Annotated in this window: 24 protein-coding genes; 16 read left to right on the top strand and 8 right to left on the bottom strand. The window is 68.0% G+C overall.

The window, feature by feature from the left end:
• Positions 1 to 39 precede the first annotated feature (39 nt).
• The gene (locus AC1RRF_RS00810) at positions 40 to 363 is read left to right on the top strand and encodes an Mpo1-like protein (protein ID WP_492831904.1); all 324 of its coding nucleotides are present in this window, start codon (positions 40 to 42) and stop codon (positions 361 to 363) included.
• A gap of 19 nt (positions 364 to 382) precedes the next feature.
• On the opposite strand, the gene AC1RRF_RS00815 is transcribed toward AC1RRF_RS00810, so the two are convergent.
• The 4 genes from AC1RRF_RS00815 to AC1RRF_RS00830 all read right to left on the bottom strand — a co-directional run bounded on the left by AC1RRF_RS00815 (position 383) and on the right by AC1RRF_RS00830 (position 3,672).
• Positions 383 to 709, bottom strand: coding sequence for a UrcA family protein (locus tag AC1RRF_RS00815; protein WP_492831906.1), 327 nt, complete (start codon positions 707 to 709; stop codon positions 383 to 385).
• Between the two features lie 105 nt (positions 710 to 814).
• Positions 815 to 2,590, bottom strand: a complete 1,776-nt coding sequence (locus AC1RRF_RS00820) for a M56 family metallopeptidase (RefSeq protein WP_492831908.1) — start codon at positions 2,588 to 2,590, stop codon at positions 815 to 817.
• Positions 2,587 to 2,961 carry a BlaI/MecI/CopY family transcriptional regulator gene (locus AC1RRF_RS00825; RefSeq protein ID WP_492831910.1) on the bottom strand — a complete coding sequence of 125 codons (375 nt, stop codon included), beginning with the start codon at positions 2,959 to 2,961 and terminating at the stop codon, positions 2,587 to 2,589. The genes AC1RRF_RS00820 and AC1RRF_RS00825 overlap by 4 nt, the downstream gene beginning before the upstream one ends.
• A 90-nt stretch (positions 2,962 to 3,051) precedes the next feature.
• Complete coding sequence (locus AC1RRF_RS00830; protein ID WP_492831912.1) at positions 3,052 to 3,672, bottom strand: 3D domain-containing protein; 621 nt, start codon at positions 3,670 to 3,672, stop codon at positions 3,052 to 3,054.
• Between the two features lie 218 nt (positions 3,673 to 3,890).
• Here AC1RRF_RS00830 and AC1RRF_RS00835 point away from each other — a divergent pair, with 218 nt between their 5' ends.
• Entirely contained in the window at positions 3,891 to 4,475 is a 585-nt protein-coding gene (locus AC1RRF_RS00835; RefSeq protein ID WP_492834118.1) for a glutathione S-transferase family protein, read from the top strand.
• A 5-nt stretch (positions 4,476 to 4,480) separates the two neighbouring features.
• On the opposite strand, the gene AC1RRF_RS00840 is transcribed toward AC1RRF_RS00835, so the two are convergent.
• A complete protein-coding gene (locus tag AC1RRF_RS00840; RefSeq protein WP_492831914.1) occupies positions 4,481 to 5,506 on the bottom strand; it encodes a M28 family metallopeptidase in 1,026 nt (341 codons plus the stop codon).
• 137 nt (positions 5,507 to 5,643) lie between these two features.
• Between AC1RRF_RS00840 and AC1RRF_RS00845 the strand changes: the two genes are divergently transcribed.
• The 5 genes from AC1RRF_RS00845 (at position 5,644) to AC1RRF_RS00865 (ending at position 8,841) form a co-directional block, all read left to right on the top strand.
• Complete coding sequence (locus AC1RRF_RS00845) at positions 5,644 to 6,672, top strand: phospholipase C/P1 nuclease family protein (protein ID WP_492831915.1); 1,029 nt, start codon at positions 5,644 to 5,646, stop codon at positions 6,670 to 6,672.
• A 38-nt stretch (positions 6,673 to 6,710) separates the two neighbouring features.
• Complete coding sequence (locus tag AC1RRF_RS00850) at positions 6,711 to 7,505, top strand: RNA methyltransferase (protein ID WP_492831917.1); 795 nt, start codon at positions 6,711 to 6,713, stop codon at positions 7,503 to 7,505.
• Positions 7,498 to 7,728 (top strand): hypothetical protein, encoded by a 231-nt coding sequence (locus tag AC1RRF_RS00855; RefSeq protein ID WP_492831919.1) that lies wholly within the window; start codon positions 7,498 to 7,500, stop codon positions 7,726 to 7,728. Before AC1RRF_RS00850 ends, AC1RRF_RS00855 begins: the two co-directional genes overlap by 8 nt.
• Positions 7,729 to 7,733: 5 nt before the next feature.
• Positions 7,734 to 8,048: a YnfA family protein gene (locus AC1RRF_RS00860; protein WP_492831921.1), complete on the top strand. Its 315-nt coding sequence runs from the start codon at positions 7,734 to 7,736 to the stop codon at positions 8,046 to 8,048.
• A 220-nt stretch (positions 8,049 to 8,268) separates the two neighbouring features.
• Positions 8,269 to 8,841, top strand: a complete 573-nt coding sequence (locus tag AC1RRF_RS00865; RefSeq protein WP_492831923.1) for a manganese efflux pump MntP — start codon at positions 8,269 to 8,271, stop codon at positions 8,839 to 8,841.
• Here AC1RRF_RS00865 and AC1RRF_RS00870 read toward each other — a convergent pair.
• The gene (locus tag AC1RRF_RS00870) at positions 8,838 to 9,560 is read right to left on the bottom strand and encodes an NAD-dependent deacylase (RefSeq protein WP_492831925.1); all 723 of its coding nucleotides are present in this window, start codon (positions 9,558 to 9,560) and stop codon (positions 8,838 to 8,840) included. The two genes, AC1RRF_RS00865 and AC1RRF_RS00870, sit on opposite strands and share 4 nt — an antisense overlap.
• A 260-nt stretch (positions 9,561 to 9,820) precedes the next feature.
• Between AC1RRF_RS00870 and AC1RRF_RS00875 the strand changes: the two genes are divergently transcribed.
• The 6 genes from AC1RRF_RS00875 (at position 9,821) to AC1RRF_RS00900 (ending at position 13,868) form a co-directional block, all read left to right on the top strand.
• Positions 9,821 to 10,927: an S-(hydroxymethyl)glutathione dehydrogenase/class III alcohol dehydrogenase gene (locus AC1RRF_RS00875; RefSeq protein WP_492831927.1), complete on the top strand. Its 1,107-nt coding sequence runs from the start codon at positions 9,821 to 9,823 to the stop codon at positions 10,925 to 10,927.
• Positions 10,928 to 10,943: 16 nt separating this feature from the next.
• The gene (locus AC1RRF_RS00880) at positions 10,944 to 11,342 is read left to right on the top strand and encodes a VOC family protein (protein WP_492831929.1); all 399 of its coding nucleotides are present in this window, start codon (positions 10,944 to 10,946) and stop codon (positions 11,340 to 11,342) included.
• Between the two features lie 78 nt (positions 11,343 to 11,420).
• Complete coding sequence (locus tag AC1RRF_RS00885) at positions 11,421 to 11,804, top strand: VOC family protein (RefSeq protein WP_291838376.1); 384 nt, start codon at positions 11,421 to 11,423, stop codon at positions 11,802 to 11,804.
• Between the two features lie 8 nt (positions 11,805 to 11,812).
• A complete protein-coding gene (fghA, locus tag AC1RRF_RS00890) occupies positions 11,813 to 12,646 on the top strand; it encodes an S-formylglutathione hydrolase (RefSeq protein WP_492831931.1) in 834 nt (277 codons plus the stop codon).
• Between the two features lie 26 nt (positions 12,647 to 12,672).
• Positions 12,673 to 13,644, top strand: a complete 972-nt coding sequence (locus tag AC1RRF_RS00895) for a motility-associated ABC transporter substrate-binding family protein (RefSeq protein WP_492831933.1) — start codon at positions 12,673 to 12,675, stop codon at positions 13,642 to 13,644.
• The gene (locus AC1RRF_RS00900; protein WP_492831935.1) at positions 13,641 to 13,868 is read left to right on the top strand and encodes a hypothetical protein; all 228 of its coding nucleotides are present in this window, start codon (positions 13,641 to 13,643) and stop codon (positions 13,866 to 13,868) included. Before AC1RRF_RS00895 ends, AC1RRF_RS00900 begins: the two co-directional genes overlap by 4 nt.
• Here AC1RRF_RS00900 and AC1RRF_RS00905 read toward each other — a convergent pair.
• On the bottom strand, positions 13,865 to 14,107 hold the full coding sequence (locus AC1RRF_RS00905) for a hypothetical protein (RefSeq protein WP_492831937.1): 243 nt from the start codon (positions 14,105 to 14,107) through the stop codon (positions 13,865 to 13,867). The genes AC1RRF_RS00900 and AC1RRF_RS00905 overlap by 4 nt on opposite strands.
• A 158-nt stretch (positions 14,108 to 14,265) precedes the next feature.
• Here AC1RRF_RS00905 and AC1RRF_RS00910 point away from each other — a divergent pair, with 158 nt between their 5' ends.
• Positions 14,266 to 14,880: a superoxide dismutase gene (locus AC1RRF_RS00910; RefSeq protein WP_492831939.1), complete on the top strand. Its 615-nt coding sequence runs from the start codon at positions 14,266 to 14,268 to the stop codon at positions 14,878 to 14,880.
• Positions 14,881 to 15,142: 262 nt separating this feature from the next.
• Complete coding sequence (locus AC1RRF_RS00915) at positions 15,143 to 17,539, top strand: bifunctional diguanylate cyclase/phosphodiesterase (protein ID WP_492831941.1); 2,397 nt, start codon at positions 15,143 to 15,145, stop codon at positions 17,537 to 17,539.
• On the opposite strand, the gene AC1RRF_RS00920 is transcribed toward AC1RRF_RS00915, so the two are convergent.
• Entirely contained in the window at positions 17,536 to 18,702 is a 1,167-nt protein-coding gene (locus tag AC1RRF_RS00920) for a serine hydrolase domain-containing protein (RefSeq protein WP_492831943.1), read from the bottom strand. The genes AC1RRF_RS00915 and AC1RRF_RS00920 overlap by 4 nt on opposite strands.
• 205 nt (positions 18,703 to 18,907) lie before the next feature.
• Here AC1RRF_RS00920 and rpsD point away from each other — a divergent pair, with 205 nt between their 5' ends.
• Complete coding sequence (gene rpsD, locus AC1RRF_RS00925) at positions 18,908 to 19,525, top strand: 30S ribosomal protein S4 (RefSeq protein ID WP_492831944.1); 618 nt, start codon at positions 18,908 to 18,910, stop codon at positions 19,523 to 19,525.
• Positions 19,526 to 19,593: the final 68 nt, after the last annotated feature.

The following is a 19,593-nucleotide window of genomic DNA, read 5'->3' on the forward strand; positions in this document are numbered from 1 at the left end:
GCTTGACCGCGTCGCGTTCCGGGCGGAACCTTCGCTCCCATGACCAGCCAGCCCGCTCCCGGCGAACGCTACCAGTCGTTCAGCCAATTCTATCCGTATTATATCCACGAGCATTCCAACCGGACGTGCCGGCGGATTCACATCGTGGGCAGCGCCCTGGTGCTGGGGGTCGTGGTGCTGGCGATCGCGACGCTGAACCCGTGGTGGCTGCTGCTGATGCCGGTGATCGGCTACGGCTTCGCCTGGGTGGGGCATTTCTTCTTCGAGAAGAACCGGCCGGCGACCTTCAAATACCCGCTGTGGAGCCTGATGGGCGACTGGCGGATGTTCTTCGAGACGGTCTCCGGCAGGCGGAAGTTCTAGAAAAGGAACCCCGGCGTGCTCAGGGCCGCCGTCGCCAGCCTGCGTCATAGGCGTGGCGGACGGACGGGGGCATGGCCCACATCAGCTGCACTCGCATGGTGGTCGGACAGTACCGCGCATTCGCACGCTGATGATGGGGCGTGACCACCTCGGCGTGGTCGCGGCAATAGTCGGCGGCGGCGCGGGCGACGCGAACGACCAATTCGTCCTGATCCGTCGGGCGGCGCAGGTTCAGGTCGCCGTAGATGAAGCGAGCCTGCGGGGCGAGCGCGTCGTCATGGGCCAGGGCGGCGGTGACGGGGCAGGCGGCGAGCAGCAGCCCGCAAACGATGGCGAGGGGTCGCATCGGGTATCTCCGGTTTGGGGGGGGAAGATCCTGCCGTCAGGCAAGGGGGTGGCGTGACGCCGTGGGAGCGGCGTGGACGAAGGCGGTCAGGGGGCGGGGATCAGGTCAGTCGGACATCGTGTCGGCGGCCTGCTGATCAAGATCGTCGGCCTGCTGGCGGAGGGCGGAGGCGTCGTTTCGCAGGTTGACGGCGTGATCGGCCGCCTCCTGCGTTCGCGACCTATCCTGCTCGATCCGTGCGGCTTCCGCGTCCATCCGGGCGGCCTGGTCGCGCGTTCGCCCGGCCCCCTCGCGCAGCCCGGCGGCGAGCCCCTCGCGGGCCTGCGGCGGACCGGCGGGCGTTACGAGCGGGACGGGAAGGGGCAGGGCGGCGCCGGCCTCTACACCCACGGGGATATTGGCGTTCACCGGCAAGTCCATGCCCATCTGTGCCGGCATGGCGAGCAGGCTCTGCAACTCGCCGGCCATCTGACGCTCCTCCTCCTCCGACATGGGTTTCAGAGTGGCGGGATCGCGGGCGGCTAGGTCGCGGGCCTGGGCGCGCAGCCCGGCGGCCTCACGGATCAGGTTGTCAGCCTCCTGCGCCATTTCGGCCCGTTCCCCTGGGTCGGGCACAAGATTCATATGCCGGCGGATCTGTGCGGCGCCGGCCTCCATTGTGCGGGCGCCGGCTTCGAACATGGCCAGGCCGCGATCACGCTGGCGGATGAGGGCGGCGAGCGCGTCGGGGGATGGGGGCTCGGCCGGGCTCGCGCCGGAGGGAGTCGCGAGACCCTGCGGCAACAGGGCGACGACGGCCGCGGCGGTGGTGGGAGCGGCGGAAGCGGCGGAGCCAGACGCCGGGGCGGCGGCGGGACGCAGGGGCGCGGGCAGGGCTTCCGGCGTCCACTCCAGCGCCGCCAACGGACCGGCCATGCCGACACAGGCGGCCGCGGCCACGGCGGTCGACCACGGGCGGCCCTTGCCGCGAGACGCATCCAGGATGGCGGCGACCCGGCGCGCCAGGTCGCTGGCGGTCGGTCCCGCCATGCCCAGCGCGGCGTGCGGGCGGGCGCTCCGGGCCATGGCGACCAGGGCCCCCGCGTAATCCGTCCGGCCGATACGGCGAACGGCCCAAGCGTCGGCGGCGTGCTCGGACTGGCGCGCCAGTTCCTTCTGAAGGAGCCAGACGAATGGGTTGAACCACTGCATGGCGACGAGGGCGTGCGACAGCATCAGGAACAGCCAGTCATAATGGCGGATATGGCCCATCTCATGCGTCAGGACGGCGTCGGCGCGGTCAGGTCGCGACAGGGTGGCTTCGTCGATCAGGATGACGCCGCGCGGCCAGCTCCAGCTCAGCGGCGAAGCGATGCGCGACGAGACCTTGAGGCGTGGCCGCCGGCCGCCGGCGATGGCGCGGTCCAGCGCCGCGCGCCAGGCCGGATCGTTCACTGGATCGGCGCGGCGGGTCCACAGGGCCAGCGCGGCCACTCCGGCCAGCAGGCGCAGGAGCAGGACCGCGACACCTGTCGCCCAGACGACGCCGAGCATGGCGAGCGGGGTGATGCGGTGCGGAGGCGCGGCGCGCGCCGGCGCGACCGCAGCGGCGGGGCGGGGCGGAGCGGCGGTGGTGATGGAAGGGAGAGGGACGGGCGCTGGGGCGACGGCGGGAGCGGCGGCCGGAGCGGGCACGAGGCGAGCGAGGGCCGGGGCCTGGATCCGCAGGGCCGGAATGACGGTCGTCAGCAGGGGCAGGGTCAGCACCACCACAACGCCGAGCCGCAGCAGGGCCACGCGCTCGGCCGACGGGCGGGATCGCACCAGGTTCGCGGCGGCGAGGACGGCGGCGGCGACCACCCCGGACTTCCACGCCATGTCGAACAGGACGGCGGCGCTCACAACCCCCGCTCCCGGGCCTGATCTATGGCCTTCTGAAGGGCGTCGAGTTCTTCGTCCTTCAGGCTTTCCGCCATCCCGAGCAGGGCGGTGGCGGCGCTGGCGGCGGAGCCGTCGAAGAAGGTGCGGACCAGCCGTTGCAGCGCGCCCTCGGCGATCGAGGACGCCGCGGGCGCGGGCGCATAGACATAGGCCTGATTGACCGTGCGGTGGATGATCAGCCCCTTGGCGACCAGCCGGCCCAGCAGGGTGCGAACGGCGGAGTCGCTGGGCGGATCGCTGAGGCCGGCGCGAACGGCGCTGGCCGTGGCGGACTCCAGCCCGCACAGCACCTCGAACACCTCGCGCTCACGGCGGGGCAGGGACTCGATCACGGCGACCTCCTGTACTCTGCTACATATGTAGCATGTTACAGGTGTAGCAGGGAGTCACATTAAATCGGTGTCAGGTAGGCTTGGGCGGGTCTAGTTGGATGCGCCGTTGGTGCGGGCCGAGGCGGCCATCAGCGGGGCGCGGCTGGGGGCGGCGTCCCACGAGGGCGGGCAGCCGTCGAAACGACCGGCGTCGGCGATGGTCAGGGTGCGCATGTTCAGGCGCATGGCCTGCTGCATCGAACCGCGACCGTGGCCGGTGTAGAGGTCGACCTTCTGGCCCTTGATCGCGCCGCCGGTGTCGGAGGCGTACCAGTAGCCGTCATGGATGGTGCCGTCGGCCAGGCGCAGCCCAACCGTCTCGCGGATGAACAGCACGCTGCGGCGCGGAATGTAGCGGGGATCGACGGCGACGGTGCGCATGGCGATCGGGCGGCAACCGAGGCTATCGTTGCCCGTCGCGCCGCCGCCGCCCGCGTGATAGAGGCGCGCCGAGGCGCTCCAGCGGGCGTCGCCGTCCATCAGGGCCTGTTGTTCGGAGGTCAGCTCGACCACGGCGCCGTCGTTGGAACCTTCATCGGTCGCGGAGGTTTCTTCAGCACCCCACGATTGCGACGACGCCGCTTCGTAGGAGACCGGATCTTCCGTGACGTCCGCCTGAGCGGGGAAGGCCATCGCCCAAAGCAGGGCGAACGCGGCGGCAGTGCCGAGCATGAACAGACTCGCGGAATCACCGGCCCCGACTTGTCCGGCGATGGGCTTTTCGTTTCCAATTGTGTCAAAAGACAGACATTCGCACCCGGGTGCGACCTCCTGTCCGGATCGTCCGTGGATAAGTGGGGCTTCTGGATGGTTAAGCGGAACTGTGCTTGGCTGACGATGACAAGTCTGTAAGCTGTATTCGCAGGTTACAAACTCTTTGCTGGTGCGCGATGCTTACTGTCTATGGTGATATTCGTTCCGGCAACTGTTTGAAGGTCAAGTGGTTGCTCGATTGGTTGCGGCGTGATTATCGCTGGATCGAAACTGATGTCACAACCGGTGTGACCCGATCTCCACAGTTTTTGACCCTGAACCCCGCCGGGCAGACGCCGACGATTGTATTGGAGGACGGTCGGGCGCTGGCGCAGTCGAACGCCATACTTGTCCACATGGGCGAGGGGACGGCCCTGATCCCGACCGACGCCTACGAGAGGGCCAGGATGTTCGAATGGCTGTTCTGGGAGCAGTACAGCCACGAGCCCTATATCGCCGTGGCGCGGTTCCAGCGGGTGCTGGCCGGGAAAACGGCGGACGAGATCGAGCCCCGGCTGATGGAGCGCGGCCATGCGGCTCTGGCGCGTATGGAGGCGGGGCTGGCCGGGCGCGACTGGCTGGCGGGCGCGGCGGCCTCGCTCGCCGACCTGGCGCTGGTCGCCTACACCCGCGTGGCGCATGAGGGCGATTTCGACCTGTCAGCCTATCCGGCGGTCAGGGCGTGGGTCGACCGGACCGAGGCCGCGTTCGGGATCGGCTGACGCCCCTACTGCCGCGGCTGCGGCCGGCCGCCTTCGACCCAGTCGGGCTTGAAGTCGCTGGAGGCGAGCCAGCGCATGGGCTCGACCAGGGACTGGATCGCCCGGGTCATGAAGGGAATATCCAGGTTGGCGATGGTGTCGTCGGCCGTGTGGTAGTTAGGAATAGTGGCCCAGCCGGACACGGTGTGGGCGACCACGCCCTGCAGGGCCAGCTGGTAGTTGTCCGACCGCTCGAAGAAATGCTGGTCCGGATAGATGTCGGGCGCGATCAGGGCGCCGCGCTCCTTCAGGGCCGGGCCGAAATTGGAGCGCTCGAAACCGGTGATCATCATGACGCCGGCGGGCATGTTGGGGTCCTGTTGGCCGATCATCTCGATCTCGAGATTGGCGACGATGTCCGAGATCGGCACCGGCGGGTTGCGGGCGAACCAGAGGGAGCCGAGCAGGCCCATCTCCTCGGCGCCGTAGCAGACGAACAGGATGGAGCGCTTCGGCTGCTCGCCCCCGGCCAGGGTGCGGGCCAGCTCCAGCACGGCGGCGACACCGGAGGCGTCGTCATTGGCGCCGTGCATGATGACGCCGTCGCGGACGCCGAGGTGGTCCAGGTGGGCCGAGATCATGATCACGCCCGCCGACGGGTCCGAGCCCTGGAGCCAGCCGACGGCGTTGGTGGTGATGCGTTCGGCGCCTTCGGGGGCGATGACCTCCCAGCGCGCGCGGCGGCTAGGGGCGACGGGCTCGCGGCGAACGACGCCGGCGGTCTGCAGATAGCCGTTCATGCCCGGCGCGGGCTTGAGGCCGTATTCGGCGAAGCGGGCGGCGACATAGGCGGCGGCGACGGCCTCGTCCGGCGAAGCGCTGCCGCGGCCGCGCAGGGCGTCGCCCGCCAGGAAGGCCTCATGCGCCTCGACCCGGGCCTGATCGACGACCAGCGGCGCCGGCGCCGCAACGGGCGCCGCGGCGGTCTGGGCCTGGGCGGCGGTGGCGAGGGCGATCAGGCCGGCGGCCAGCAACAGGGAACGTTTGAACACGACGGACCTCACAACAGGGATGACCAGCGTTAGGGCGGGCGCGAGGCTGCGGTCAAGCTGGCGTCACAAGATGCCGCTGGACGCCGCCGCGAGGGCGATCTAACGCGATCACATCCACAATCCGGACCTTGCCCCCCATGAAGCGTTTCGCCCTCGCCGCCGCCGCTGTCTGCGTGCTGGCCGCCGTCGCCGTTCCCGCCGCCGTGCAGGCGTGGGGCAACACCGGCCACCGGCTGATCGGGATCGCCGCCATGCGCGCCCTGCCCGACGACATGCCCGCCTTCCTGCGCACGCCGGGCGCGGCGGCCGACATCGGCGAGCTGGCGCGCGAGCCGGACCGTTGGAAGGGCGGCGGCCAGCCGCACGACCGCGAACGGGACACGGCCCACTTCGTGGACATGGACGACAACGGCTTCATCATGAGCGCCGCGGGCCCGTCGATCGACGCCCTGCCGCGCCTGAAGTCGGAATACGACGCCGCGCTCACGACCGCCGGGCTCGACGTCAATGACGCGGGCTACCTGCCGTATGCGATCTGGGACGGCTATCAGAACTTGGTGCGCGACTTCGCCTACTGGCGCGTGCTGAACGCCCAGGAAGCGCGTGAGACCGATCCGACGAAGAGGGCTTGGTACCGTGTCGACCGCGAGCGGCGCGAGGCCCTGATCCTGCGTGATATGGGCGTGCTGGGCCACTACATCGGCGACGGCTCGCAGCCGCACCACACGACCATCCACTACAACGGCTGGGACCGGAACACGCCGAACCCCGAAGGCTTTACCACCTCGCGCCAGACCCACAGCCAGTTCGAGGGCGCCTTCACCGCCAAGGTCGCCCGTCTGGACGCCATCGAGGCCGCCATGGCCGCACCGAAGCTGGACGGCTTCGACCTGCGCGCCCGGGTGCCCGCCTATCTGCGCGAGACCCTGTCGCAGGTGACGCCCTTCTACCGGCTGGAGAAGGCCGGGGGCTTCGGCGACGGCGACGCGCGCGGCGCACAGTTCACCATCGCCCGACTGGCCGCCGGCGCCTCGGAGCTGCGCGACTTCTACATCCTGGCCTGGCGCGACTCGGCCGACGACAGCATCGGCTGGCCGGCGGTGAAGGTGGCCGAGGTCGAAGCCGGGACCGCCGATCCATGGCTGGCCATGATCGGCGAGGACTGAGGGTTTCGCCCGACGGTCTGCGGGGGTAGGGACGGCCCATGTCCGACCTGACCCCGCCCGTCGTTATCCTCGACAAATCCCAGCTGGCCGACAACATCGGCGCGGTGGCGCGGGTGATGGCCAATTTCGGCCTGAGCGAACTGCGCCTCGTCAGCCCGCGCGACGGCTGGCCGCAGGAGCGCGCCTGGGCCACGGCCTCGGGCGCCGACTGGGTGCTGGACGAGGTCAAGGTGTTCGACAGCGTGGCCGAGGCGGTCGCGGACCTGAACACCGTCTTCTCGACCACGGCCCGCCCGCGCGAGACGCGGATGCCTGTGCGCACGCCGCGTGAGTCGGCGCGCATCCTTTACGACGACACCGCCTCGGGCCTGAAGACCGGCATCCTGTTCGGCGGCGAGCGCGCTGGACTGGAGACGACCGACATCGCCCTGACCGCCGGGATCACCACCATTCCGATCGACCCGAAGCACCATTCGCTGAACCTGGCGCAGGCGGTGGCGATCAACGCCTATGAGTGGCGCACCCTGATCCTGGACGCCCCGCCGCCGCGCTTCCGCGAGATCGACCCGCCGGCGTCCAACGAGCTGTTGATCGGCATGTACGAGCATTTCGAGGCGGAGCTGGAGGCCGGGGGCTTCTTCTTCCCGCCCGAGAAGAAGCGGTCGATGAGTCAGAACCTGCGTGTCATGCTGGGCCGGTCGGCCTTCAGCGAGCAGGAGGTCGCCACCTTCCGCGGCGCCATCCACGCCTTGGCCAAGGGCCGCGGCCGGGTGCTGGCCAAGATGGCGGAGGCGCGGGCGGCGGCGGACCGGAAGGTCTCGGACGATGACTGAGGATCAGGTCGGGGCGCTTCTGAGCGAGCTTTGCGTAGAGCTTGGCTTCTGCCTGTCGCCGGATGGCTATGACCGGATTGCTGATCATCCGCCTGAAACCGCCGATGCGTTTGCTCGCGCGGTCTTCACCGCCGAGGGGTTCGACTACGATGGTGATCCACGAGATGGCTTGAAGGCTGCCGTGCGGGATATGGCGGCGCGGCATCTGGACGCCGCGCGGTGAAGGCCATGTGGATCTATCCGCTGGCGGCGCTGGCGGAGATCGCGGGCTGTTTCGCCTTCTGGGCCTGGTTGAAGCTGGACCGCTCGCCGCTGTGGCTGGTTCCGGGCGTGGCCTGTCTGATCGCCTTCGCCTGGCTGCTGACCCTGATCCCGACGGCGGCGGCGGGGCGGGCGTTCGCCGCCTATGGCGGCGTCTATATCTGCGCCTCGCTGATCTGGATGGCGCTGGTCGAGAAAAGCCCTCCGGACCGCTGGGACCTGATCGGCGGCGTTGTCTGCCTAGCCGGGGCGGGGATCATCCTGTTCGCGCCGCGCGGATAGGCCCGGTTGATCCGGCAAATCGACTCCTGTAGGAGCCGCCTCGTTGGGGAGTAGCCGCCGGCGACGTTCAGCCGGGATCGCGTCAACACACTCGCAGTCTCCGGACTCGTGGTGCGATCAGTGGACCAAGTGTCCGCCTGGCGAGACCAGCGTGCTTCGCGAGCCGTCACCGGCAGGGTTCGCGAACGCGCTGTCTCGTGCGCCCGGCGGATTCGTTTTCATGACCCCTCTTTCCATCGCGGTGCTGTCGCTCAGCATGTCGACGGACGCCTTCGCCGCCGCCGTGGGGCGTGGCGCGGCTCACCGTCCTCCCTTCGCCACGGCCGTCCGCAATGGCCTGGTCTTCGGCGTCATCGAGGCGATCACGCCCCTGATCGGCTGGGCGCTGGGCCTGATCGCCGCCGGCTTCGTGGAGCAGGTGGATCACTGGATCGCCTTCGGCCTGTTGGGCGCGGTCGGGGCCAAGATGCTGTGGGAAGCCTTCCAGCCGGTCGACGAGGAGGACGGCGGGGCGCGGGCGGCGCGCAACGGCGTGCTGGCCCTGGTCGCCACGGCCATCGGCACCTCGATCGATGCGGCCGCCGTGGGCGTGGGCCTGGCCTTCATCGGCGCCAACATCTGGATCATCGCCCTGTCGATCGGCTGCACCACCTTCGTCGCGACGACCATCGGCATGCTGATCGGCAAGGCCGTGGGCGCGCGCATGGGCAAGGTGGCCGAGTTCCTGGGCGGGGTGGCGTTGATCGTGATCGGCGCCTCGATCCTGGCCGAGCACATGGGCTGGCTGGGCTAGGCCTTCGCGAGAAGGCGATCGACGAAGGCGGGCACGGTCTCTGTCGCCGGGCCGTAGAGGCCGTCGTCGAACTGGCGGGCGCCGGGGGTGGGGTCGAGATTGATCTCGACGGTTCTCGCCCCGGCCATGCCGGCCAGCTGGACGAAGCCGGCGGCCGGATAGACCGCGCCCGAGGTGCCGATGGAGACAAACAGATCGGCCTCGGCGATGGCCGCCTCGATCCGCTCCATGCGCAGGGGCATCTCGCCGAACCAGACGATATGCGGGCGCAACCAGCCTTCGCTGCTGAAGGGGCTGTCGTGGCGCGGGTCCAGGTCGCCATGGCAATCCTGCACCCGACCGGTAGCGGTGCATTGCGCCTTCAGCAGTTCGCCGTGCATGTGGATCAGCTCGAAGCCGGGGCCGGGCGGCTGGGCCACATGGGCGCGGTCATGCAGGTCATCGACGTTCTGAGTCACCAGCAGGAAATCGCCCTCCCATCGCGCGGCCAGTTCGGCGAGCGCGTGGTGGGCCAGGTTGGGCTCGACCTCCGCCAGTTGGCGGCGGCGCTTGTTATAGAAGTCCTGCACCAGGGCGGGGTCGCGGGCGAAGGCCTCGGGCGTCGCCACGTCCTCGATGCGATGCCCCATCCACAGGCCATCGTCGGCCCGGAAGGTGGGAACCCCACTCTCCGCCGAGATGCCGGCGCCGGTCAGGATGACGAGGTTGCGGTGGGTCATGCGGCTATTAGAGCCCTTCTCCCCCCTCCCTCAAAGCCCACCCCCTTGAGGGAGGGGGAGATATGCGATGACTCATACGACCGATTTTTACGCGCCTACCCGGTAGGTTGGTTGAGGTCGCGGTGCTGGTGTCAGGCAGACGTTCCAAATGTGCACTTATGTGCACTCAATTTTTTTTGAGCGCATTTTTGGCGCGGCCGCGGGCTGGCCTTTCCGACGCGGCTCGTGACACACAGGCGAAAATCCAAGGAGCCCGACCCATGAAAACCCGCGCCGCCGTCGCCTTTGAGGCCAAACGTCCGCTGGAGATCGTCGAGGTCGATCTGGAAGGGCCGCGCGCCGGAGAGGTGCTGGTCGAGATCAAGGCCACGGGCATCTGCCACACCGACGCCTATACGCTGGACGGTCTCGACTCCGAGGGCATCTTCCCCTCGATCCTGGGCCACGAGGGCGCCGGCGTGGTGGTTGAGGTCGGGCCGGGCGTGACCTCGCTGGCCGTCGGCGACCATGTGATCCCGCTGTACACCCCGGAATGCCGCCAGTGTAAAAGCTGCCTGAGCCGCAAGACCAACCTGTGCACCGCCATCCGGGGCACCCAGGGCAAGGGGCTGATGCCCGACGGCTCCAGCCGCTTCAGCTACAAGGGCCAAGCCATCGCCCACTACATGGGTTGCTCGACCTTCTCGAACTACACCGTGCTGCCCGAGATCGCGCTGGCCAAGATCCGCAAGGACGCGCCGTTCGACAAGGCTTGCTACGTCGGCTGCGGCGTGACGACGGGCGTCGGCGCGGTGGTCAACACGGCCAAGGTCGAGCCGGGCGCCAACGCCGTGGTCTTCGGCCTGGGCGGCATCGGCCTGAACGTCATCCAGGGGCTGAAGATGGTCGGCGCCGACATGATCATCGGCGTGGACATCAATGACACCAAGGAGGAGTGGGGCCGCCGTTTCGGCATGACCCATTTCGTGAACCCGAAGAACGTGTCGGACGTGGTCGCCCATCTGGTCGAGATGACCGGCGGCGGCGCGGACTACACCTTCGACTGCACCGGCAACACGGTCGTCATGCGTCAGGCGCTGGAGGCCTGCCATCGCGGCTGGGGTGAGAGCATCGTCATCGGCGTGGCCGAGGCCGGCAAGGAGATCGCCACCCGCCCGTTCCAGCTGGTCACCGGCCGGGTGTGGCGCGGCTCGGCCTTCGGCGGCGCGCGCGGCCGCACCGATACGCCCAAGATCGTCGACTGGTACATGGACGGCAAGATCGAGATCGATCCCATGATCACCCACACCCTGCCGCTGGAACGCATCAACGAGGCCTTCGACTTGATGCACGCCGGCGAAAGCATCCGCAGCGTGGTGGTCTTCTAGGGCGGAGGCCCTGACGATGGCGAAATGGTACACCCGGCCGGTCCTGTTCGTGACGGACGTCGACGTGGCGCTGGAGTTCTATGGCCGGCTCGGTTTCGCCGAGGCGTGGAAGTTCGGCCAGGACGACGCGCCGTCGCTGCCCGCGCCGTCGACGCCCGGTGGACCGTCCATCGTCGCCCAGGTGCAGCGGGATGAGTGCGAGATCATCTTCAGCAAGCAATGGCCCGACAAGGTCGGGACGGGAATGCTGTTCATTGAGCTCACCGATGAAGACTGGGCGGCGCTGCCTGAAGCCCTCGCGGCCCGCGGCGTGGAGTTTTCCCGGGGCTGGTGGGGCTACCGCTCCCTGATCGTGACTGATCCGGACGGCAACCAGCTCTACTTCCCCGATCCGAGCGATCCGGGCGGCGGCTGAGATCTCGCCAGATCGGCTTGCGTGTCGAGATCAGTTCTCTAAAAAGACTAACCATCAGCAAAGCGGGGAGGGAAAGCCATGTTCACCCACATGACAGTCGGCGCGAACGACATCGAGGCGTCGCGCAAATTCTATGACGCCGCGCTCGGCGCCCTGGGTCTGGAGCCCGCGGCCGGGCCGGATCCCAAGGGCCGCTACTGGTGGCGTTCGGCGCGCGGCGCCTTCGCGATCGGCAAGCCCATCGATGGGGACCCGGCCTGCCACGCCAACGGCGGCACCATCGGTTTCCACGCCAAGACGCCCGAGATGGTCCAGGCCTTCCACGACGCCGGGGTCGCCGCCGGCGGCCGTGCGATCGAGGACCCGCCCGGCGAGCGCATCGGCCCGTTCGGCCCGATGATCCTGGCCTATCTGCGCGATCCGTCGGGCAACAAGATCTGCGCCATGCACCGGCCGGGGTGAACGAACGCGTGGAAACCACCAAGACCCACGCCGTCCACGGCGGCGTGCTGCGTTATCTGAAGCATGACAGCGTCACGACCGGCACGCCGATGACGCTGTCGGTCTTCACCCCGCCCGGCGAGGGCCCGTTCCCGGTGCTGATCTGGCTGTCCGGCCTGACCTGCACCGAGGACAATTTCACCACCAAGGCCGGGGCCTACGCCGCCGCCGCCGCGCACGGGGTGATCATCGTCGCGCCCGACACCAGCCCGCGCGGCGAGGGCGTGGCCGACGACCCGGCCTATGACCTGGGGCAGGGCGCGGGCTTCTATGTCGATGCGACCCAGGCGCCGTGGGCCCCGCATTTCCGCATGGAAAGCTACATCATCGGCGAGCTGATCGAGCTGATCGACGCGAACTTCCCGACGACCAGGACACGCTCGATCTCCGGGCACTCCATGGGCGGGCATGGGGCGCTGACGCTGGCGTTGCGTCATCCGGCGCTGTTCCGGTCGGTCTCGGCCTTCGCGCCGATCAGTTCGCCGACCCGCTGTCCCTGGGGCGAGAAGGCCTTCACCGCCTATCTGGGCGCGGACCGGGCGGAATGGGCTGAACACGACGCATCCCGGCTGATCGAGAGCGGCGCGGCGCGCGGCGTCTATGACGACATCCTGGTCGACCAGGGCGACGCGGACGGCTTCCTGGCCGAGCAGTTGAAGCCGGAACTGTTGCTCGCGGCGGGCAAGGCGAGTGGGCAGACGGTCACGGTGCGCATGCAGCCCGGCTACGACCACTCCTACTTCTTCATGGCCAGCTTCATCGCCGACCACGTGGCCTTCCATGCGGCGCGACTGAAGGCGTAGGCTCCGGGCGAACCGGAGCGACGCCGATGAAGTGGCCTGTACTGATCCTGTCCGTCCTGGCGCTGGCCGGGCCCGCTCTGGCGCAGGAGCAGATGGGCGATCCGTCCTTCCATCCGGTGGTGACGCGTCCCGCCTATGCGGGCGAGGGACCCTTGATCCAGCTGGATGCGGCGCACGGCAGCGTGCAGACCATCGGCGGGCGCTATGCCGGCTTCGCGGCGCTGGTGCGGGCGGACGGCTATCGCATCCGGGCGGGCGAGCAGAAGCTGGACCAGCCGGGCGCGCTGGACGGCGTGGACGTGTTGGTGATCTCCAACGCCGTGCGCCCCGCCGCCGACGGCAGTCCTGACGCCTTCACCCCGACTGAGATCGCGGCGCTTGACGCATGGGTGCGCGCGGGCGGCTCCCTGCTGCTGGCGGCGGACCATGCGCCCTATGGCAGCGCCAACGAGACCCTGGGCCGGGCGCTGGGCGTCGGCATGGGCAAGGGCTACGCCTTCCGCTTCGAGGATGGTCAGATCACCTCGCAAATGAACTTCTCATCCGAAGACGGGACGCTGGGCGACCATCCGATCCTGCGCGGGCGCGACGCGTCGGAGGCGGTCAGCCGGGTGCGCAGCTTCACGGGCCAGTCGCTGTCCGGGCCGCCGGGATCGACGGTGCTGATGGCCCTGCGGCCGGACGACCATGAGGCGGCGAACGTTCAGGTGCTGGGGCAGATCAACAACCGGGTGGAGGGCGACTCCTCGACCCGGGACGCGGTTCTGGCCGAACTGGCGCGACCGGCCCTGCCGGCGCAGGGTCTGGCCTTCGAACACGGGCGCGGTCGGGTGGTGGTGCTGGGCGAAGCCGGGATGCTGACGGCGCAGGTAGTGAAGTTTCCCGCCGATTCCGGGCGCGAGGACATGGTTTTCGGTCTACAGACCCCCGGCCACGATGATCAGCAGTTCGCGTTGAACCTGCTGCACTGGCTGAGCCGCCTTGAGGGCCTGAGATGACCGACGCTTCCTATGACGACATGTTCGCGGCCCTCTGCACCGAGGTGGGCTTCTGCCTGCACGACAAGGGCCAGAAGCGCGTGATCGCGGCCCTGCCGCAGGGCCTGGACGCGGCGACCAAGGTGGCGTTCGAAGCCGCGGGTGTCGACTATATGGCGGCGTTGGGGGACCACCGCCGCGCCGTGCGCGACTGCCTGAAGGCCAATCTGCCGACGGCCGGTTAGTCCTCGTCGTCGCCTTCCTCGGCCGGTTTGGCCGGGGCGGGACTCGTGGTGGTGGTTGTGGTCGTCGTCGAGGTGGTCCGCGATGAAGACCAGCTGATCGAACAGCCGGTCGGCACGTTCACATACTCGCCCGTGCTGGTGTGACAGGTCGACCGGGCGTTGGCCGGATCCTCGAGCCCCGCGCAACCCGCGAGGAGCACGCACAGACCGACGGCGGCCCCTGGAACGATCCTGTTCATCTTCGTCTCCACCCAGCCGTCATCGGGGGCAGGATGTTGCAGCCGTTCCACGGGCGCAAGCGCTCCGCCGCCGAAGATTTCCACCGCCGCGCCTTGGGTCACGGCCCCGGGCCGCCTACATGCGGACCAGAACTCAACCTGTCGAAAGGAGCCTCCCCATGGCCTTCACCCTTCCGCCCCTCCCGTATGCCTATGACGCCCTGGAGCCGGCGATCGACAAGGAGACGATGACCTTCCATCACGACAAGCATCACCAGACCTATGTCGACAACCTGAACAAGGCCGTCGACGCCGACCCGGCTCTGCAGGGCAAGTCGCTGGAGGAGCTGTTCGCGACGATGTCGAAACTGCCCAAGGCCGTCCGCAACAACGGCGGCGGGCACTGGAACCACAGCCTGTTCTGGGAACTGCTGGCCCCGCAGGGCGAGACCGGCGAGCCGTCGGCTGAGCTGGCCGCCAAGATCGACGCCGAGCTGGGCGGGCTGGACAAGTTCAAGGCGGACTTCGACGCCGCCGGCGCCGGCCAGTTCGGCTCGGGCTGGGCCTGGCTGATCCTTCAGGACGGCAAGCTGAAGGTCACCTCGACCCCGAACCAGGACAACCCCTTGATGGATCTGGCCGACGAGAAGGGCGCGGTCCTTCTGGCCGCCGACGTGTGGGAACACGCCTATTATCTGAAATACCAGAACCGTCGGGTCGACTACCTGAAGGCCTTCTGGTCGGTGGTGAACTGGAACAAGGTCAACGACCTCTACGCCGCCGCCACGGCCTGATTAATCCAGAAGCCGGGAAGGCCGGGTCCCCTTGCAGGGGCCCGGCCTTTTGCTTGCGTTTCTTCAGAGAGCGATCAAAGCAGGAAGAACCTGGTATTTGTACGTAAGTATTCACGTCGCGATACATTTATAAGTTGTATCGAGTAGATATATTCTATTCGTAAGTGTTTATTGTGTAAACGCGGGTTAATCGTAACGGTTAGGCAGAATATTATCGCTGTGAATTAAAGCAGGATCGCTTTTCTTCTTTCCGAAGGTCGCGATGCGCATCCTTTCCTGCCTTGTCGGCGAACATAATCTCTTTCTGGTCGGTTTGGCGGCGCTGATCTGCGTACTGGGAGCGTTCATTACGATCCGCCTGTACGAGAAGCTGCGGACAGGCGGCCGCGGGGCCAGGTTCTCCTGGGGGTTCATGGCGGCCATCGCGGGAGGCGCCACGATCTGGTGCACCCACTTCGTGGCCATGCTGGCCTATCAGCCTGGCGCCGAGACCACCTATGAGCCCATCCTGACCGGACTGTCGCTGCTGGTCGCCATGATCGGCTGCGCGGCGGCGCTGATGGCGGGATCGTTGCCGATGCGCGGCGCCGACGTGCTGGGCGGTGTGCTGTTCGGCGTGGCGGTGACCGCCATGCACTACACCGGAATGGCCGCGTTCACCGCGGACGCCTTCGTCACCTGGTCTGTTCCCTACGTCGTCGCGTCGGTCCTCGCCGCGACGGTCGGCGGCGTCCTGACCTTCGTCCAGGTCCGTCGCGGGCTGGAGGGGCGCGCGGCGCTGATCGCGCCGGGGTTGATGGTGCTGACGATCGTCGCTTTGCACTTCACGGCGATGGGCGCGTTGGTCGTGCAACCGCTGGCCCCGCTGGAGGGCGCGGCGACCGGCGAGACCGCCCGCGGCCTGATGGCCGTCGGCGTCGCGACTGTGGCCTTCCTGATCCTGAGCGTCGCCATGGCCAGCCAGGCGCTGGAGAACCAAACCCGGCGTCTGGCCCAGAAGCGCCTGAGTCATCTCATCGAGGGCAGCGTCGACGGCATGCTGGTCGAGAGCGACGGCGGCATCCTGGTCGCTAACGCGGCCTTCGCCGATCTTTGCGGCGTGCCGGCCGAGGCCTTGAAGGGCACGGCGGTCTCGGCCTGGATCGACCAGGCTCAGGAGATGCAGGGCGGCATCCTGGTGCAGAGCGAGCTGAAGGCGCGCGACGGCCATGCGATCCCGGTCGAGGTCGCGGTACGCGAGGAGCGGCGCGATGACGGCCAGGAAGGTCATTTCCGTGTTTTCGCGGTGCGCGATCTGCGCGCCCGACTGGCCCAGGAGCGGCGCATCGCCCACCTGGCCCGGAACGACAGCCTGACCGGCCTGCCCAACCGCGCCTCTTTCCTGGAGAAGCTGAACCGGCAGATCGTGGTCGCCGAATCGGGACAGCAGTTCGCGCTCCTGGCCATCGACCTGGACCGGTTCAAGGAGATCAACGACCTCTACGGTCACGCCGTCGGCGACCAGCTGCTCGTGCACGTGGCGGGCCAGATGAAAGAGGCGACCCAAGAGGGTGAGTTCGTGGCGCGACTCGGCGGCGACGAGTTCGTGGCCATCGTGCCGATTGAAGACCGGGTGGAGGCGTTCAACGCCGCGGAGCGCCTTCGCAATGCCTTGGTGACGCCCGTCGAGGCCGAGCACGCCGAGCTGCAGTGCGGCGCCAGCATCGGCATAGCGATCTGGCCGAGCGACGCCGCAGAGGCCTCGATCCTGATCAATGACGCCGACCTGGCGATGTACCGGGCCAAGTCTTCACTGACGGACGACATCTGTTTCTATGAAGGGGCCATGGACGAGGCGGTGCGCGAGCGCCGGCGCATCACCCAGGGGCTTCGCGAAGCGATGGATGCCGACCGCTTCGAGTTGCACTACCAGGTCCAGGCTTCGCTGGAGACCGGCAAGGTGACGGGCTTCGAGGCGCTGCTGCGCTGGCGGCAGCCGGACGGGAGCTTCATTCCGCCTTCGGAGTTCATTCCCATCGCCGAGGAGACCGGGCTGATCCTGCAGATCGGCGAATGGGTGCTGCGTCGGGCCTGCGCCGAGGCGGCCGGTTGGCCCGAGCCTCACAAGATTGCGGTGAACCTGTCGCCGGTGCAGCTGTCGCATACCGATCTGCCGCGGCTGGTCCACCAGATCCTGGTTGAGACCGGCCTGTCGCCCAGCCGGCTGGAGTTGGAAATCACCGAGACGGCCATGATCTCGGATTTGAACCGGACCACCCACGTCCTGCGCCAACTGAAAATGTTGGGCGTGTCGATCGCCATGGACGACTTCGGCACCGGCTATTCGTCGTTGTCGACGCTCAGGGCCTTCCCGTTCGACAAGATCAAGCTGGACCGCTCCTTCATGTCGGAGGTGGACGCCAGCCCGCAATCGCGCGCGATCATCCGCGCCGTGCTGGCCCTCGGTGAGAGCCTCGACATCCCGGTTCTGGCCGAGGGCGTGGAAACCAGCGGTCAGCTGCAGTTCTTGCGTGAACAGGGCTGCAACGAGGCTCAGGGCTATCTGCTGGGTCGCCCCGAGCGGGACAGTCAGAGCGGCACTGCGATCGATGCCTTAATCATCGCGCCGGACGGCGAGAACGGCTCAGTAGAGCGGGCGCGAGCGGTGCTGACGGGCTAGCGGTTCGGTCCGTACTCCCAGTCGTAAGGCACGCCGGTCTCGCCCAGGATGAAGCGGACCAGGTCGGCGAAGCCGGGCTCGGAGCGGACATCGTTGGACAGGATGACCACGCAGCGCAGGCCGCGCTCGAGACAGACCATGGTGTTGCCGGTCGTGTCGTTGTGGCCGCCCTTGAAGAAGCCGGGCCCTTGCGGACCGGTGAAGGTGACCACGCCCAGCCCGGACTGAAGGTCGGGGCGGCGTTGCGCCGGCGGCAATTCCTCCTGGAGGGTCGGGAACTGGCTGGCGGTGGTGATCGGCAGCTGAGGCCGGGCCAGTTCGGCGCGCGAGGCGGGGCTGAGGCCTTCGCCGCGGATCAGGGCGGCGGCGAAGCGGGACATGTCGGTGATGGTGGTGTCCATCGACCCGGCGGCGCGGACCTTGGACCGTTCGTCATGCGGCTCGGTCGATCCGTCGATCTTCCAGCCGTCGGCCATGTTGGCCGCGAAGTCGGGCCGCCAGATCAGACTGGTCCGAGTCATGCCCAACGGAGCGAAGGTGCGGTCGCGGGTCCAGTCGCCCAGGTTCGGCCCCGGCCCGCGGTCGATCATGAACTGGAGCAGGGTCAGGCCCTCGCCCGAATAGGCGAAGCGCGAACCGGGATCGAAATGGATGTGGAGCTTCTCGTCCGGCTCCAGCCAGTAGAAGTTCGCGAAGCCGGTGCTGTGGGTCAGGCTGTGGCGCGGCGTGATGGCGCGCCAGCGCGCGTCCTCGGCCAGGCCGCGATAGTCGGAATAGAGGTCGGCGAGACGCTCGTCGTAGAGCGACGGCAGGTCGGGCAGGGCGGCGGAGATCGGGCGGTCGAGATCGACCAGGCCCTCATCGACCATCTGCATGACCGAATAGGCGAAGACCGCCTTGGTCAGGGAGGCGCCGTACATGATGGTGTCGGATGTCAGGGGATCGCCGGCGGCGTTGCGCTGCCCATAGGCCTTCACATGGGCGACCTGACCGCCGTCGATGACCGCCACGGCGACGCCCCGGGAGCCGGTCTGCTGCATCAGGCGGGCGACGGCGGCGTCGATTTCGGGACCGGCGGGGGGCCGATGGGCGGTCTGGGCCACGGCGGGGGCGGCGCAGAGGCCGAGGGCGGCGGCGAGGGCGGCAAGCAGTCGGGACGTCATGTCGGGGCTCCTTGAAGGTCAACTTCGCCGTAGCACGGGTCGGCGACGACGTTGACTTAAGGATCGTCCATGGGCATAAGCGCCGCCTTCGCGCACCCGACTCCGGTCGGGCGCGGGATTTATGACGGATGATGCGTGGACCGCCGTTGGGATTGTCTCTCCAGTTGGGGAGAGACCGGGCCGCATCGCTGAAGAAGAGTGACACATGTCCAAGCGCCACAGCGCCAAGTACAAACTCGATCGGGTCATGGGTGAAAACCTGTGGGGCCGTTCCAAGTCCCCGGTGAACAAGCGTTCGTACGGCCCCGGCCAGCACGGTCAGCGCCGCAAGTCCAAGGTCTCTGACTTCGGTCTGCAGCTGAAGGCCAAGCAGAAGCTGAAGGGCTACTACGGCAACATCACCGAGAAGCAATTCGCCGCGACCTACACCGAAGCCACGCGCCGCAAGGGCAACAGCTCGGAAAACCTGATCGGCCTGCTGGAATCGCGCCTGGACGCGATCGTCTATCGCGCCAAGTTCGTCCCGACCGTCTGGGCCGCTCGCCAGTTCGTCAGCCACGGCCACGTGACCGTCGACGGCAAGAAGGTCGATATCGGTTCGTACCGCGTGAAGCCGGGCCAGGTCATCGAGGTCAAGGAAAAGTCCCGCGCCATGGCGCTGGTGCTTGAAGCTCAGCAGTCGTCGGAACGCGACATCCCGGATTACCTGGAAATCGGTGATCGCGGCTTCTCGGTCCGCTACGTCCGCGTGCCGGAACTGGCCGACGTGCCGTACCCGGTGAAGATGGAGCCGAACCTGGTCGTCGAATACTACTCGTCGTAAGGTCCGGCGCGTCAGCGCAATCAAAGTTGAAGGGCCCCGGAGCAATCCGGGGCCCTTTTGCTTTTCCG

The sequence above is a fragment of the Brevundimonas sp. GW821-FHT12C05 genome (genome assembly GCF_058807475.1).

What these genes read in the sequence shown, in the direction of transcription:
- AC1RRF_RS00900 (WP_492831935.1), top strand. Translation starts at nt 13,641, where the DNA reads ATGACCGACGCTTCCTATGACGACATGTTCGCGGCCCTCTGCACCGAG.
- AC1RRF_RS00870 (WP_492831925.1), bottom strand. Translation starts at nt 9,560, where the DNA reads ATGACCCACCGCAACCTCGTCATCCTGACCGGCGCCGGCATCTCGGCG.
- AC1RRF_RS00920 (WP_492831943.1), bottom strand. Translation starts at nt 18,702, where the DNA reads ATGACGTCCCGACTGCTTGCCGCCCTCGCCGCCGCCCTCGGCCTCTGC.
- AC1RRF_RS00875 (WP_492831927.1), top strand. Translation starts at nt 9,821, where the DNA reads ATGAAAACCCGCGCCGCCGTCGCCTTTGAGGCCAAACGTCCGCTGGAG.
- AC1RRF_RS00815 (WP_492831906.1), bottom strand. Translation starts at nt 709, where the DNA reads ATGCGACCCCTCGCCATCGTTTGCGGGCTGCTGCTCGCCGCCTGCCCC.
- AC1RRF_RS00830 (WP_492831912.1), bottom strand. Translation starts at nt 3,672, where the DNA reads ATGCTCGGCACTGCCGCCGCGTTCGCCCTGCTTTGGGCGATGGCCTTC.
- AC1RRF_RS00850 (WP_492831917.1), top strand. Translation starts at nt 6,711, where the DNA reads ATGTCCGACCTGACCCCGCCCGTCGTTATCCTCGACAAATCCCAGCTG.
- AC1RRF_RS00895 (WP_492831933.1), top strand. Translation starts at nt 12,673, where the DNA reads ATGAAGTGGCCTGTACTGATCCTGTCCGTCCTGGCGCTGGCCGGGCCC.
- AC1RRF_RS00910 (WP_492831939.1), top strand. Translation starts at nt 14,266, where the DNA reads ATGGCCTTCACCCTTCCGCCCCTCCCGTATGCCTATGACGCCCTGGAG.
- AC1RRF_RS00880 (WP_492831929.1), top strand. Translation starts at nt 10,944, where the DNA reads ATGGCGAAATGGTACACCCGGCCGGTCCTGTTCGTGACGGACGTCGAC.
- rpsD (WP_492831944.1), top strand. Translation starts at nt 18,908, where the DNA reads ATGTCCAAGCGCCACAGCGCCAAGTACAAACTCGATCGGGTCATGGGT.
- AC1RRF_RS00905 (WP_492831937.1), bottom strand. Translation starts at nt 14,107, where the DNA reads ATGAACAGGATCGTTCCAGGGGCCGCCGTCGGTCTGTGCGTGCTCCTC.
- AC1RRF_RS00855 (WP_492831919.1), top strand. Translation starts at nt 7,498, where the DNA reads ATGACTGAGGATCAGGTCGGGGCGCTTCTGAGCGAGCTTTGCGTAGAG.
- AC1RRF_RS00885 (WP_291838376.1), top strand. Translation starts at nt 11,421, where the DNA reads ATGTTCACCCACATGACAGTCGGCGCGAACGACATCGAGGCGTCGCGC.
- AC1RRF_RS00860 (WP_492831921.1), top strand. Translation starts at nt 7,734, where the DNA reads ATGTGGATCTATCCGCTGGCGGCGCTGGCGGAGATCGCGGGCTGTTTC.
- AC1RRF_RS00915 (WP_492831941.1), top strand. Translation starts at nt 15,143, where the DNA reads ATGCGCATCCTTTCCTGCCTTGTCGGCGAACATAATCTCTTTCTGGTC.
- AC1RRF_RS00835 (WP_492834118.1), top strand. Translation starts at nt 3,891, where the DNA reads ATGCTTACTGTCTATGGTGATATTCGTTCCGGCAACTGTTTGAAGGTC.
- AC1RRF_RS00810 (WP_492831904.1), top strand. Translation starts at nt 40, where the DNA reads ATGACCAGCCAGCCCGCTCCCGGCGAACGCTACCAGTCGTTCAGCCAA.
- AC1RRF_RS00845 (WP_492831915.1), top strand. Translation starts at nt 5,644, where the DNA reads ATGAAGCGTTTCGCCCTCGCCGCCGCCGCTGTCTGCGTGCTGGCCGCC.
- AC1RRF_RS00865 (WP_492831923.1), top strand. Translation starts at nt 8,269, where the DNA reads ATGACCCCTCTTTCCATCGCGGTGCTGTCGCTCAGCATGTCGACGGAC.